The sequence below is a fragment of the Marinobacter zhejiangensis genome (assembly GCF_900114775.1).
Classification (GTDB): Bacteria; Pseudomonadota; Gammaproteobacteria; order Pseudomonadales; family Oleiphilaceae; genus Marinobacter; species Marinobacter zhejiangensis.
This window is the reverse complement of sequence record NZ_FOUE01000001.1, coordinates 185,729-198,255: the sequence shown is the minus strand read 5'-3', so window position 1 is coordinate 198,255 and position 12,527 is coordinate 185,729. Positions and strand designations below refer to the sequence as shown.

The following is a 12,527-nucleotide window of genomic DNA, read 5'->3' as shown; positions in this document are numbered from 1 at the left end:
ACATCGAGTCGCTGTATGCACTATCGCCCTTAAGGTCCTGAAAGATAGCCGGATATTGCAGATTTTCGGATTAATGCGCCGAGTTGGTCGCAACTCGCAGCGAAAACCGCAAAGTTTGCAATATGAGGCTGGGGTGAAAACGAGAATGGCTTATTCTCGACTGTGTTCCAAGGTGCAGTAAGCCACGTGAAAACTAGAACGCAGGTAATCCATGGAAGCACTCTCAGAGCGGAGTTTTAAACAGTTGGTTGATCAGCACCCGCGAGCAATCCTGCTGGCCACCGACGCCCCCCAGATTCTCTACGTCAATCAACAGTTCTGTCGGGTGACAGGGTACGACTGGGACGAAATTATTGGCTGTAAACCCTCGGTGCTCAGTTCCGGGCTTCATAGCGAGGACTTCTACCGGGCGATGTGGCAGTCGCTGGCGTCTCTGGGGCGTTGGGAAGGGGTGATCTGGAACCGCCGGAAATGCGGGCAGCTGTACCCTCAGTGGTTGCGCATCTTCCAGATAGACCAGGAAGGTCGAAAGCTGTATGCCGGTGCCTTCCTGGATGTAAGTGAGCTCAGCCCCCAGGGGGGCGCCCTGGAATCGATGGCCTATTTCGATGACCTGACGGACTTGCCAAACCGACGGCTGTTCCGGGAGTTTCTTGACGCCAGGGTATCCCAAGGCGATCAGGGTGGGGGCGTCTTTGCTGTGGTCTATGTCGACCTGGACTTCTTTAAGGGGGTCAACGACCTGCATGGCCATGACGTCGGCGATGCCCTGCTCCGACAGGCATCGTTGGTCCTGCGTCAGGTCATCCAGGAGCCTGACGTACTGGCGCGGCTTTCGGGCGATGAGTTCGCGGCCATCATTGATCTTGGTGCGGGGCGGGAGGGGCTGGAGGCGCTGGGCCCCCGGATCGTCGAGGCGTTTCAGGGCCCTTTGGTGGTGGCGGACAAAGCGTTTTTTCTGTCGGTGTCGGTGGGTGCGGCAGTGTTTCCGGACGATGGCCGGGACGGGGACAGTCTGCTCAAACATTCCGATTGCGCCATGTACAGCGCGAAGTCTACGGGTGGGGGCTGCTTCCGCCGCTACCGGGAGGAGGAGTCGGAACCTGGCCTGCAGCACCAACGCATTGCCGAGGCCCTGGTGGCGTCGCTGAAGACCATGGCGGATGAGTTCAGTGTTGTCTATCAGCCACAGTTTGAGTTGTTGTCCGGGCAGCCGGTCGGAATCGAGGTGCTGGTGCGTTGGCACCACCCTGAGTTTGGAGCGGTATCGCCGGCGGAGTTCATCCCCATTGCGGAGCAGCGCGGTTTGATGGCGCTGCTAACCGAGCGTGTTACCCATATGGTGGCGGCCGACCTGTCGGACCTGACACCCTCCGCCAGTCCCGGCTTGGGGCTCGCCTTCAATGTATCGGCAGGTCAGTTCGCCGATTGCCAGTTGGAGCAGCTGTTGACACCACTGCTCGAGCAGACCCGGCGGCTGGGCTGGGTGCCGGAACTGGAGATCACCGAAACCCAGCTGATGGGGCTGACCTCCTCTTGCCTCAAAAACCTGGAACACCTGGAACAATGCGGTGTCCGCATAGCTCTGGACGATTTTGGAACCGGGTATTCTTCTCTGGCGTACTTGCACACCCTTCCTATCCACACCCTGAAAATTGATCGCCAGTTCATCGCTTCGCTAACCGATGCAGATGCGGACTGTCAGATTGTATCGGCGATTCTTGGCATGGCGAGGGCGCTTGGCCTCAACGTACTGGCGGAAGGTATCGAAACGCCCGGACAGCGTGAGCGACTTATCGAACTGGGTTGTACCAAGGGGCAGGGCTACCTGCTGGCAGAGCCAATGGAGTGGTCGGACCTGTGTCAGGTATTCTTGATCTAGATCAAGAGAACAGGCAAAAAGTGACTTATTATTACGATCTGCAATATCGGACATCGACGAAAAAGATCGGCTGCTGGAATAGTGGGGTCATCTGGCGGTAGATAAGCAGTACTTGATTATGGATGACCACAACATGAAGTATCGCGAGCTGCAGGCTTATCTGCGGTTGCAGTGCGCGAAGTCTTGCGAGTGGCTGGCGGCGTTGCGATATCTGAATGGCGATGCCCGCTTGGAACTCCGCATTGATCGAAGCCACTCTGCTCGGGGCTTTATTTCCGAGCTGGTGACCGATAAAGGCAGTATCAGTTGTACCGGGTCCGAGGCAGGTTTTCGTCTTACCGGTTATAACGGCCCCTATTTTGTCATTGGGCTGGTACACGAGGGCGCGATCGAGCTGATCGGGCGGCTCGATGATGACCCGATGGACTCTGGAGTCTTCGTGCTAAGCCCTGGCGAGAAGATCGACCTGGTGGTGTCGGCTGGCTTTCAAAGTACGGTTTTGCGTTTCCCAAAGAAGGTGTTTTCCCGTCGCGAGATACTCACGTCTGAGGTGCTCAATGGAATCCGGGATACCGTGCTTGGGTATCTGCAGCGTAGCCTGTTCTTTTACGATCACGCTCATGCGATCGCTGAAACCCGGCGTTTGCAGTCCTGCGTAGTCGGCTGGCTTAAGGGGCAGCATTCGAACACCTTTGCCCAGTCCATGGTCCTGGATCGCCGCATTGGGCGGGCCATTGTCAAGATGCAGTCCGAGGTGGACTGGACCTTTGATCTTGCCGAGCTGGCAAGGTGTGCGGGTGTCAGTGAGCGTAACCTTTACTACCTGATGAACAGCCACATTGGGATGACCCCCTACCGATTCCATCAACGCTGTCGGTTGAGCCGGGTGCGTGAGCGGTTAGTGGACTGCCAAGGCGAGCAGGTCAATATCTCCCGTTTTGCCAGTGACGAGGGCTTTACCCATACGGGGCGGTTTGCGGCCCTCTATCGTGAACACTTTGGCGAACTGCCCAAAGAGACCGTACAGCTGCGACGAGCGGTGCTGGCGGATGAGTCTGAGGTTTCTGCCGCCAGCGCCTGAATCAAAAAAGCCCGGCGTTGAACCGGGCTTTTTGTTTGCGTCTCTTCTATTAGTGACTTCCTGTCGCCGTCTGCGGCTGTTCAATCTGGGCGGGGGTCACGTCGTGGTGCTCCCGGGCCATCAGGATGTAAACCGCTGGCAGGACAAACAGCGTAAACAGGGTGCCGATGCCGAGCCCGGTGGTGATGGTGATACCAATCGCAAAGCGGCTTTGGGCGCCGGCGCCGCTGGCGATCAGCAATGGCACCATCGCTACAATCAGGGCCAGCGACGTCATGATGATCGGCCGCAGACGAATGGAGGCCGCTTCGATCACTGCCTGCCGCTTGTCCAGCCCACGTTCCTGCTGAAGCTGGTTGGCGAATTCCACGATCAGGATGCCGTTCTTGGCGACCACACCGATCAGGGTGATCAGGCCCACCTGGGTGTAGATGTTGATGGTGGTAAAGCCAAGGAAAATGAACGCCATTGCTCCCGCAATCGACATGGGGACCGACACCAGAATGATCAGCGGGTCGCGCCAGCTTTCAAACTGGGCTGCGAGGACCAGGTAGATCACCAACAGTGCCAGGAACAGCGTCACCATGAGGGCGCTGCCTTCGGTGGCCAGCTGCCGGCTTTCGCCGGTGTAGTCGAAGTCAAAGCCTTGGGGCAGTACTTCTCCCGCCGCCTGCTCCATGAATGCCATGGCATCGCCAGAGGTGACGCCGGGCATGACCACACCCTGGAGGGTCAGGGAGTTAAGCTGGTTGAACTGGGTTCGCTGTGACGGCTCGACGCTACGCTTGAAACTGATTACGCTGCCCAGCGGAACCAGCTCTCCGTTATCGGCACGGATGTAATAGGAATCCAGGGCTTCGGCGCTGGCGCGGAAATCACGGTCGACCTGAGGAATGACCTGATAGGAGCGTTCCTGCATGCTGAACCAGTTGATATAGCCGCCACCCAGCATGCTGGATAGCGCCTGACCGACATCCTGCATCGACAGCCCGAGGTCGGCGACCCGATCCCGGTCCACATGAATGTTGGTGACCGGGCGATCGAAGTTGATGGACTTCTGCAGGAACATGAAGTTACCGCTCTGCATTGCCCGCCCCAGCAGCTCGTTGGCGACGTCATCCAGGCGGTCGTAATCCTCGCCGGTGGTGATCACGAACTGGAACGGCAGACCGTCGGAGCCGGGCAGCGAAGGTCGTGGGAACACCGCCGTCTGCAGACCAGTCACTTGGCTCAGCTCCCGCTGCAGAACCGGTTGCACGTCGAACTGGGTGATGTCCCGCTCACTCCACGGTGCCATCTTGAAGCCACCGAACACCGCATTGGGGCTGGTGATGCCGATGATCATGAAGTCTTCGTTGTAGCCTTCCACCGTGGACATCCGTTGCTGGACTTCGTCACCGTGTTCCTGCAAGTAGTCCAGGTTGGCAGTCTGTGGGCCAAGACCCTGGTAGAACAGGATGCCCTGGTCTTCGGTTGGCGCCAGTTCGCTCTGGCTCATCATGGCCATCAGGTAGATGGAGGCTACCACCACCAGACCGAAGAAAATGACCACAGGAATGGTTTCCAGAACCGATGACAGGGCTCTTTTGTAGCCGTTGGCCAGGCCGGTGAAGGTACGCTCTACCACAACCTCGAATTTGCCGGGGTTGCCGTGGGGCTTGAGCACCTTGCCAGACATCATCGGTGACAGAGTCAGGGCGACGATGCCGGAGATCACCACGGTGCCGGCGAGGGTGAAGGCGAACTCGGTAAACAGTGCGCCGGTCAGGCCACCCATGAACCCGATGGGGGCATACACCGCCACCAGGGTGGTGGTCATGGCAATAATGGGTACCGCCATCTCCCGGGCACCGTTGAGGGCAGCGTTAAACCGGGTCTCACCTGCCTCGATGTGGCGGTGAACGTTCTCCACCATGATGATGGCGTCGTCCACCACCAGCCCGATGGCCAGAACCATCGACAGCAGCGTGAGCAGGTTGAGCGAGAAGCCCAGGGTTAGCATGACGAAGGCGCCGCCCACCAGCGACAGCGGAACCGCCACGGAAGGCACGATCGCCGCCCGCAATGAGCCCAGGGTGAGGAACACGATGACCAGTACGATCACCAGGGCTTCCAGCAGGGTCTGGATGACTTCGTTGATGGAGTCGTCGATGAAGTCTGAGGCGTCATAGGCCAGGCGGACGTCCAGGCCGGCTGGCAGCTGGCGTTCGATGTCCGGCAGCAGGTCCTTGACCAGGTTAGCGACCGTGAGTGGGTTGGCCCCCGGGGACAGCTCAATGGCGACGTAGGTCGCGGGCTGGCCTTTGTACAGGGCCAGACTGTCGTAGGACTCAGAGCCCAGCTCCACCCGGGCGATATCCCGCAGGCGGATCAGGGTGCCGCCGGACTCCCGGATGACCAGGTCCTTGAACTGTTCAGGGTCCGCGACATCGGTATCGCTGGTCATGCTGATCTTGGTGTAGAGGCCTTCGGTATTACCGATACCAGCCTGGTAGTTGTTGCGCCGGAGGATGTCGACCACTTCCTGAGGCGTCATATCGACAGCAGACAGCCGCTCAGGGTCCAGCCATACCCGCAGGGCAAACTTACGTCCCAGAAGCTGGGCCTTGCCGACGCCCGGCAGCGCTTGCAGTTTGGGTTGGACGACACGGGCCAGGTAGTCGGTGATCTGGGGAACATCCAGCTCGGAGCTGTAAAAGGCGATGTACATCAGCGCCGTGGAGTCACCGGTAGTGGAGGTGATGACCGGGTCCTGAGCGTCCGAGGGCAGCACGTTGCGCTGGCTGGCGACCTTGGCCTGTATTTCTGCCAGGGCCGCGTTGGCGTCATAGTTCAGCACCATCTTGGCCTGGATAGTGGACATGCCCTGGGAGCTGGTGGACGTCAGGTAGTCAATGCCGCTGGCTTCGGCGATTGCCTGCTGCAGCGGGTTGGTGATGAAGCCTTTAACCAGATCGGAGCTGGCACCCGGATAAACCGTGGTGACGGTGACCGTGGTGTTTTCCAGCTTAGGGTACTGTCGGATTTCCATGTCCATGGCAGCCCGGGTACCCAGCAACAGGATCAGCAAGCTGACCACGGTCGCCAGCACCGGTCGCTGTACGAATATGTCGGTGAATTTCATTACTCAGCCGCCTCTTCCTGAATGGCCACCGATTGGCCCGCCCGCAGGCGCAGCAATCCCTTGGATACGATTTGTTCGCCTTCGCTGAGGCCGCTGGTGATGGCTACCCGCTCGCCACGAGTCTCACTGGTCATAACGGTACGGCGGTTGACCACCAACTGGTCGTTCTCGTTCTTTTCTATGACGAACACGAAATCGCCATAGGTGTTGTAGGAGACCGCGGTCAGCGGAACCGTAACCATTTCCACCGCGTCGGGCTGCCGGGTCTGGATGGTGGCGAACATGCCCGGCTTGAGGCTGTTGTCCGGGTTGGCCAGGGTAGCCCGAATCCGCACAGTGCGGGTTTCCGGGTTAACGGAGGTGTTGATGGCGCTGACCTTCCCGCTGAAAGTTTCCTGTGGCAGGGCGGCCACGGTCACGGTCACTCCGTAATCGATATCGACCAGAGGCAGATCCTGTTCCGACAGGGTGTAATCCACATAGATCGGATCCAGCATGTTAATTTCAACAATGGAGGTTCCGGTCGCCAGGTACTGACCCTGATCCACCATCCGCAGACCCAGGGTGCCGCTGAACGGAGCGCGGATGACCTTTTTGCTGAGGATCGCCTCGGCTTCGACAACCCGTGCCTGGGCGGCATCGTAGTTGGCCTTGGCTTCATCGAACTGGGACTGGGACACAGCCCGTCGTGGCAACAGGTCGGAGACCCGCTTGAATTCCTGTGCCGCGAGGCTGGCTTCGGCGCGGCGGGTGCGCAGCGCGGCTTCGTCGATGGCGGCGTTCAGGCGCAAGAGAATGTCGCCTTTCTGAACCTGGTCACCCGACTCAAAGTGAATACTCTCGACCACACCGGCCACTTCATTGGCAACGTCTATACCGTTGACCGCGGTTACGCTGCCCACCGCTTTTTGGGAGGGCGTCCAGGCGTCGGTCCGCGCAGTTGTCGCCGAAATAATCGCCGGTGGCTGGGGCTGCGAGAACATCGCTTTCATCTGGCCAAACTGGTAGAACTTGTAGCCAAAAAGGCCGCCGAGTACGACACCAAGAATGATGAGGACAATCAAAAATCGGGAGGCTGTGCGCATGGTCTGGACCCTGGATTACGTTTCCATGTGTTTAGCAGCGTCGGGGCTTCTGAGCCGCTAATGCTACTTCTATCCGGTTATCATTTTTATGAAACGGGCTCCATACAGGCGTCATTAAACGGTAGGAAAAGTACCGGGAAAATCTGGTACTGTGCGGATTCCTCTCGATAATTTGCCGACATCATGCCCAAACTATAGGATCCTACACACTTGGCTTTATGGTTGTCACGGGGGAGGTAGGGTTTTTACGTATATAAAAGGTGAGATATTCGGCACCAGCCAGGTGGTGCGAGTAACCGAATGTTGATAGAGGGCGAGTGAAGGTATGCATTGGGTTTTGGGAATTGCGCTCACCCTGCTGGTATTCTGGGTGCTTAAGTATTGGGGGGCGATGTCGCCGGAGCAACGCAAGCGCAACGGCTGGAAACTGGTGCTGGCGGGCTTCGCAGGGGTGCTGCTGGTCTTGGTGCTGACCGGGCGGATCCACGTGATCACCGCCGGTATTGCAGCGTTGTTGCCATTGCTGAAAAAGTTGCCATCTCTGCTCCGGTATCTGCCGTGGTTAACCGGCCAGAAACAACATCATCAGCCGGGTGAGGGCGGACAGCAGAGTGGCCCATCGTCCGGTCGGATGTCGGTCAGGGAAGCCTGTGAAATTCTGGGTGTTGACGAGAACTGCAGCCGCGATGACGTCGTGGCTGCGCATCGGAAACTGATGCAGAAAATTCACCCGGACCGCGGCGGCAGTGACTACCTGGCCGCCAAGGTCAATGAGGCAAAAGCCGTGTTACTTGAACGCGTCGGCTGACGGGGCGCTTCAGAGGATGTCGACCTGTACTTCGTAGCGCTGATTTTCCAGGCGATGCTGGCCCACTTCGTACACCAGGCCGGTTTCACTGCCCTGGTGGGTCTGACTGGTGCTGCCCAGTTCAACCCAGGAGCCTGGGGTGATGCGACGTGAGGTCATGACAGCCTGGGTTTCGAACCCCGGCTGGTCTTCGTCCGGCATGTTATCGAATGCCATCACATTCAGCTCCACCTGGCGCTCTGAAATCAGCCGGGGGTTGACGATAAAACCGCTGCGTATGCGCACTTGTTGATAAAGTGCCGCCGGATTGAATCCTCCCTGAACGGCCACCGGCACTACCCGAATCTGACCGGAGTGGATGTGAGCGGACTGGCCGTCGAGAATGATCAATGACTGCTCGCGAACCCGCTGGGTCGAAGTTACCCGGTGCTCACCACCGACGTTGACATTATTGTTGGTAATGCTCACGCCAGCGCCCTGGCGCACACCGTTGTCCTGGCCGAGGCTGCGGACGGTGACGCGAAACTGCACCGGGGCAACATCCATGGTTTCAATAAGCTGATCGATTTCTTCAAGAATGGCCGCTTCGCCTCGAACGAACAGCTGTTGTCCCTGGGCGGTGATGGCGGCCTGTTCTGTCGGGTAGAGCTGGCGGAGCTGGCTGGCTACGTCACTGGCGGGGCGGTTATGCAGTTGCCAGCTTTGGGTGGCGGCCAGCAGAGGTAGCGACAGCAGCAGACTGCCCAGCAGTAACAGGGTGCGCAGGGCGAATTTGGGTTGTAGACAGGCCATGGCGATTATCGGTCATTCTCAGGGAATTGGTACAAACGGGTTGCATTGGTTGAAACCCGGGTTATATAGTGTTCAGCATGAAGACGACACACGCGACCTGTCAATTGAATGTTTTGTCAGTTATCCCTGAACGGATGGCTGCGGTTGCTGCTGTGTTTTTCTGGTGGTTTGGTTATGGCTTTTATTTTAGCCAGAGCCCGGGCCGCCCATAAGATCTTCATCGACCGAACAACGAGGAAGGCAGCCCGGCAAAAAAACCAGGCTGCCACCGGACTCAAGAAGCCCCGACTGGTAGCCCAGCCGGGGCTTTTTTGATTCTGATACAGGGAACGGGAACACTGACATGAATATGCCGCTGACCATTGACACCCTTGAGTCCGCCACAGGGGCTGCTCAGCCAACAACCATACCGGCCAGGGAGAGCAATGCCATGATTCTGCCCACACCCGTGCAGCTTCGTACCGAACTGCCGGTATCCACGGAATTGGCTGCCCAGATCGAGCGCCACCGTGCTGCTATCCGCCGGGTGTTGCGGGGGGAAGACAGCCGGACGCTGGTGGTTGTCGGCCCCTGCTCGGTTCACGACGAAGTGGCCGCACTGGAGTATGGCGAGAAACTGGCTGCCTTGGCGGATGAAGTCAGCGACCGCTTCCTGATCGTGGTTCGGGCGTACCTGGAAAAACCCCGCACCACGGTAGGCTGGAAAGGGTTGTTGTACGACCCGGAGCGCACCGGAGCCGGAGATCTCAACCAGGGCTTGCAGCGTTCCCGTCGCCTGCTGTTGAACCTGGCACGGCTGGGGCTGCCCATTGCCACAGAAGCCCTGAGCCCGCTGGCCATGGACTACCTGGATGACTTGGTGAGCTGGACGGCGATTGGCGCGCGGACGACAGAGTCGCAGATTCATCGGGAACTGGTCAGTGGTTTGCCGATGCCGGTTGGTTTCAAGAATGGCACAGACGGCGGCCTGGCTGTGGCCATCAATGCGATGAAGTCTGCAGCCCATTCCCATCATCGCCTGGGGATTACCGAACAGGGACTACCGGCCATGGTTACAACGGCTGGCAATGTAGATACCCATATCGTCCTGCGGGGTGGTCGCGGCATCACCAACTACGACGCCGGCAGCATTGCCGAAGCCGTGGATGCGCTCGAAGCGGCGGGTTTGTCAACGGCGGTGATGGTGGACTGCAGCCATGACAATGCCCAGAAACAGGCAGAGCGGCAGCTGGATATCGCCCGTGAGGTTATGGCCCAGAAAGCGGCGGGTAACCGGCATATCCGTGGCCTGATGCTGGAGAGCTTCCTCGAAGCAGGTCGCCAGGACGACAGTGACGATCTGCTCTACGGCTGCTCGATTACCGATCCGTGCATCGGTTGGGAACAGACTGAAACACTGCTGCGCTCACTCTGAGGAGTGAGGGCGCAGTATCTTTGAGCCGGCCTTGTCGGGCTGGCTTACTGGGTGGCGGGTTCCGTTGCCCCAGCTACCGTAGAGAAAAGCAACTGCCCTGCCAGTAACAGCAGGATGCCCCCCATCATCCGGTCCAGCCAGTGGCCGAAGCGGCTGAACGCCCTGCGCACCCGGGGCTGGGCGAAGAACACTGCCACCAGGGTGAACCAGAGCCCGGTAGCAATGGCTATGTACAGTCCGTAAGCGGTCTGGATGGCAATGGGCGTGTCCGGACTGATCAGGACGGAAAACAGCGACACAAAGAACAGGGTCGCCTTCGGGTTGAGGGCATTGGTGAGGAAGCCCAGGCGAAACGCCGCAGCGCCACTCTGTTGGGAGGCACCGTTGGTTTCAACGTGAATGCTGCCACCTTTGGAACGCAGGCACTGGATGGCAATCCAGGTCAGGTAAATCGCGCCAACCACCTTGAGAATGCTGAACAGAACGAGCGACTGCTGAATGATCAGGCCAATGCCGAGCAGGGAATAGGTGACGTGGACCAGAATGCCAACACCAATGCCGAAGGCTGTCAGCAGGGCATTACGACGGGCCTGGCACAGTGCCTGGCGGATCATGACCGCAAAGTCGGGACCGGGGCTGGCGACGGCAAGCAGGTGGACAATCGCAACCGTCAGAAATTCAGGCCAATAGCTTTGCATGGACGGCAGCGCCTCCCTTACTGGAATTAATAGCCGCTTAGCATAATGGCCCCCGGCCAAAATGTCCTGTGTGTTTGGTATTGGTTAGCTACCACACCTTTTATTGAGCGGTACGGTTGCGTTCCCGGTCTGCCCGGTGCTATTCAGGGGGACCTCGGATTGATTCGCCTTTGCTAAGGAGTGACTGACGTGAACAAGCAGCAGGTTGATATTGCGATTATTGGTGCGGGCACCGCCGGAATGACCGCCTATTTCGCTGCCCGCAAGCACACGGACCGGATTGCGCTCATCGAGTCAGACCGCTATGGGACCATGTGTGCCCGGGTTGGGTGCATGCCCAGCAAGCTCCTGATTGCAGCGGCTGAGGCTGCCCATGGCCTGAAGACAGCGCCCATGTTTGGGGTCTCGCCTGGCGAAGTCCGGGTGGACGGTCGTGCCGTGATGGCCCGGGTGCGTCAGGAACGGGATCGGTTTGTGGCCTCGGTGGTGGAAACGGTAGAAAGCTTTCCGCAAACCCAGCGACTGATGGGGCCTGCCCGTTTTCTCGACCGCAACCGTCTGGCCATTGGTGATGACCTGGAACTGGAAGCCCGTCGTATCGTGATTGCGACCGGCTCCCGCCCCCATATCCCTTCCTTTTTGCAGGCTGCCGGTGATCGATTGATGGTCAACGACGACCTGTTTGAGCTGGAGGATTTGCCCGAGTCGGTGGCGGTATTCGGGCCCGGCGTGATCGGACTTGAACTGGGGCAGGCGCTGAGCCGGTTGGGGGTGCGTGTGCGGATGTTCGGCCGCAGTGGCGCGGTGGGGCCGATTCGTGATCCCCAGATCAGCCAGTACGCGTTAGAGACCTTCAACCGGGAGTTTGCCCTTGACCCGGCCGCCGAGGTGTCTTCGGTCCGCCGAACGGAGAAGGGTGTAGAGGTTTGTTTCCGTAACGGTGATCGCGGTGAAGTGACAGAAACCTTCGACTACCTGCTGGCGGCGACCGGGCGCAGGCCAAATGTAGATGGCCTCGCGCTGGATAAGGCCGGGATCGCTCTGGACGACCACGGGCTGCCGCTGTTCGATCGATTTACCCTCCAGTGTGGTGATAGCCCCATCTTCATTGCCGGTGACGCCAATAATGATCTGCCGTTATTGCATGAGGCGGCGGATGAAGGGCGGATTGCCGGTGACAATGCCGGGCGCTATCCAGATGTTCGTTCGGGGTTGCGGCGGACGCCACTGGCGGTGGCGTTTACAGATCCGCAGATTGCCACCGTTGGGCTGACCATCGACCAGGTCGACGAGCAGTGCCGGGGGTGCTTTGCCGTTGGTCAGGTGTCATTTGAGAACCAGGGGCGCAGCCGGGTGATGGGCCGGAACCGTGGATTGCTGCGAGTGTATGGCGAGCAGGGAACGGGCCTGTTTCTTGGTGCTGAGATGTTTGGCCCGGCTGCCGAACATATTGGCCATCTTCTGGCCTGGGCCGCCCAGAAACGGATGACGGTCAGTGACATGCTGGACATGCCGTTCTACCACCCGGTGGTGGAGGAGGGGCTGCGATCCGCTCTCAAGGACCTGAATCACAAGCTCCATATTGGCCCGGAAGTGGTCAAAAACTGTATGGACTGTGGCCCGGGCGCATGAATGGGGCCGTG

Annotated in this window: 9 protein-coding genes; 5 read left to right on the top strand and 4 right to left on the bottom strand. The window is 59.0% G+C overall.

All coding sequences use genetic code 11. The features are described 5' to 3' along the window. Positions 1-211: 211 nt before the first annotated feature. Entirely contained in the window at positions 212-1,882 is a 1,671-nt protein-coding gene (locus BMZ67_RS00850; protein ID WP_092020033.1) for a putative bifunctional diguanylate cyclase/phosphodiesterase, read from the top strand. A 133-nt stretch (positions 1,883-2,015) separates the two neighbouring features. Further along, on the top strand, positions 2,016-2,963 hold the full coding sequence (locus BMZ67_RS00845; protein WP_175481807.1) for an AraC family transcriptional regulator: 948 nt from the start codon (positions 2,016-2,018) through the stop codon (positions 2,961-2,963). 49 nt (positions 2,964-3,012) lie between these two features. Here the strand turns inward: BMZ67_RS00845 and BMZ67_RS00840 are convergent, their stop codons facing one another. Both BMZ67_RS00840 and BMZ67_RS00835 read right to left on the bottom strand, forming a co-directional pair. Further along, positions 3,013-6,087 (bottom strand): efflux RND transporter permease subunit, encoded by a 3,075-nt coding sequence (locus BMZ67_RS00840; RefSeq protein ID WP_092020031.1) that lies wholly within the window; start codon positions 6,085-6,087, stop codon positions 3,013-3,015. Then, a complete protein-coding gene (locus BMZ67_RS00835; protein ID WP_092020030.1) occupies positions 6,087-7,172 on the bottom strand; it encodes an efflux RND transporter periplasmic adaptor subunit in 1,086 nt (361 codons plus the stop codon). Before BMZ67_RS00835 ends, BMZ67_RS00840 begins: the two co-directional genes overlap by 1 nt. Before the next feature lie 325 nt (positions 7,173-7,497). On the opposite strand from BMZ67_RS00835, the gene BMZ67_RS00830 reads away from it, so the two are divergent. Continuing rightward, on the top strand, positions 7,498-7,980 hold the full coding sequence (locus BMZ67_RS00830; RefSeq protein WP_092020029.1) for a DnaJ domain-containing protein: 483 nt from the start codon (positions 7,498-7,500) through the stop codon (positions 7,978-7,980). A gap of 9 nt (positions 7,981-7,989) precedes the next feature. Here BMZ67_RS00830 and BMZ67_RS00825 read toward each other — a convergent pair whose 3' ends face one another. Next, positions 7,990-8,772, bottom strand: coding sequence for a secretin N-terminal domain-containing protein (locus tag BMZ67_RS00825; protein WP_092020028.1), 783 nt, complete (start codon positions 8,770-8,772; stop codon positions 7,990-7,992). Between the two features lie 343 nt (positions 8,773-9,115). Between BMZ67_RS00825 and BMZ67_RS00820 the strand changes: the two genes are divergently transcribed. Next, entirely contained in the window at positions 9,116-10,186 is a 1,071-nt protein-coding gene (locus tag BMZ67_RS00820; RefSeq protein ID WP_092020027.1) for a 3-deoxy-7-phosphoheptulonate synthase, read from the top strand. A gap of 44 nt (positions 10,187-10,230) precedes the next feature. Here BMZ67_RS00820 and BMZ67_RS00815 read toward each other — a convergent pair whose 3' ends face one another. Then, on the bottom strand, positions 10,231-10,884 hold the full coding sequence (locus tag BMZ67_RS00815) for a LysE family translocator (RefSeq protein WP_092020026.1): 654 nt from the start codon (positions 10,882-10,884) through the stop codon (positions 10,231-10,233). Between the two features lie 189 nt (positions 10,885-11,073). Here BMZ67_RS00815 and BMZ67_RS00810 point away from each other — a divergent pair, with 189 nt between their 5' ends. Beyond that, the gene (locus BMZ67_RS00810) at positions 11,074-12,516 is read left to right on the top strand and encodes a dihydrolipoyl dehydrogenase (protein WP_092020025.1); all 1,443 of its coding nucleotides are present in this window, start codon (positions 11,074-11,076) and stop codon (positions 12,514-12,516) included. The last annotated feature ends 11 nt before the right edge of the window (positions 12,517-12,527 follow it).

Bases quoted from the DNA above. Each gene is read 5' to 3' on its own strand.
- BMZ67_RS00850 (WP_092020033.1), top strand. From the start codon at position 212: ATGGAAGCACTCTCAGAGCGGAGTTTTAAACAGTTGGTTGATCAGCAC.
- BMZ67_RS00845 (WP_175481807.1), top strand. From the start codon at position 2,016: ATGAAGTATCGCGAGCTGCAGGCTTATCTGCGGTTGCAGTGCGCGAAG.
- BMZ67_RS00840 (WP_092020031.1), bottom strand. From the start codon at position 6,087: ATGAAATTCACCGACATATTCGTACAGCGACCGGTGCTGGCGACCGTG.
- BMZ67_RS00835 (WP_092020030.1), bottom strand. From the start codon at position 7,172: ATGCGCACAGCCTCCCGATTTTTGATTGTCCTCATCATTCTTGGTGTC.
- BMZ67_RS00830 (WP_092020029.1), top strand. From the start codon at position 7,498: ATGCATTGGGTTTTGGGAATTGCGCTCACCCTGCTGGTATTCTGGGTG.
- BMZ67_RS00825 (WP_092020028.1), bottom strand. From the start codon at position 8,772: ATGGCCTGTCTACAACCCAAATTCGCCCTGCGCACCCTGTTACTGCTG.
- BMZ67_RS00820 (WP_092020027.1), top strand. From the start codon at position 9,116: ATGAATATGCCGCTGACCATTGACACCCTTGAGTCCGCCACAGGGGCT.
- BMZ67_RS00815 (WP_092020026.1), bottom strand. From the start codon at position 10,884: ATGCAAAGCTATTGGCCTGAATTTCTGACGGTTGCGATTGTCCACCTG.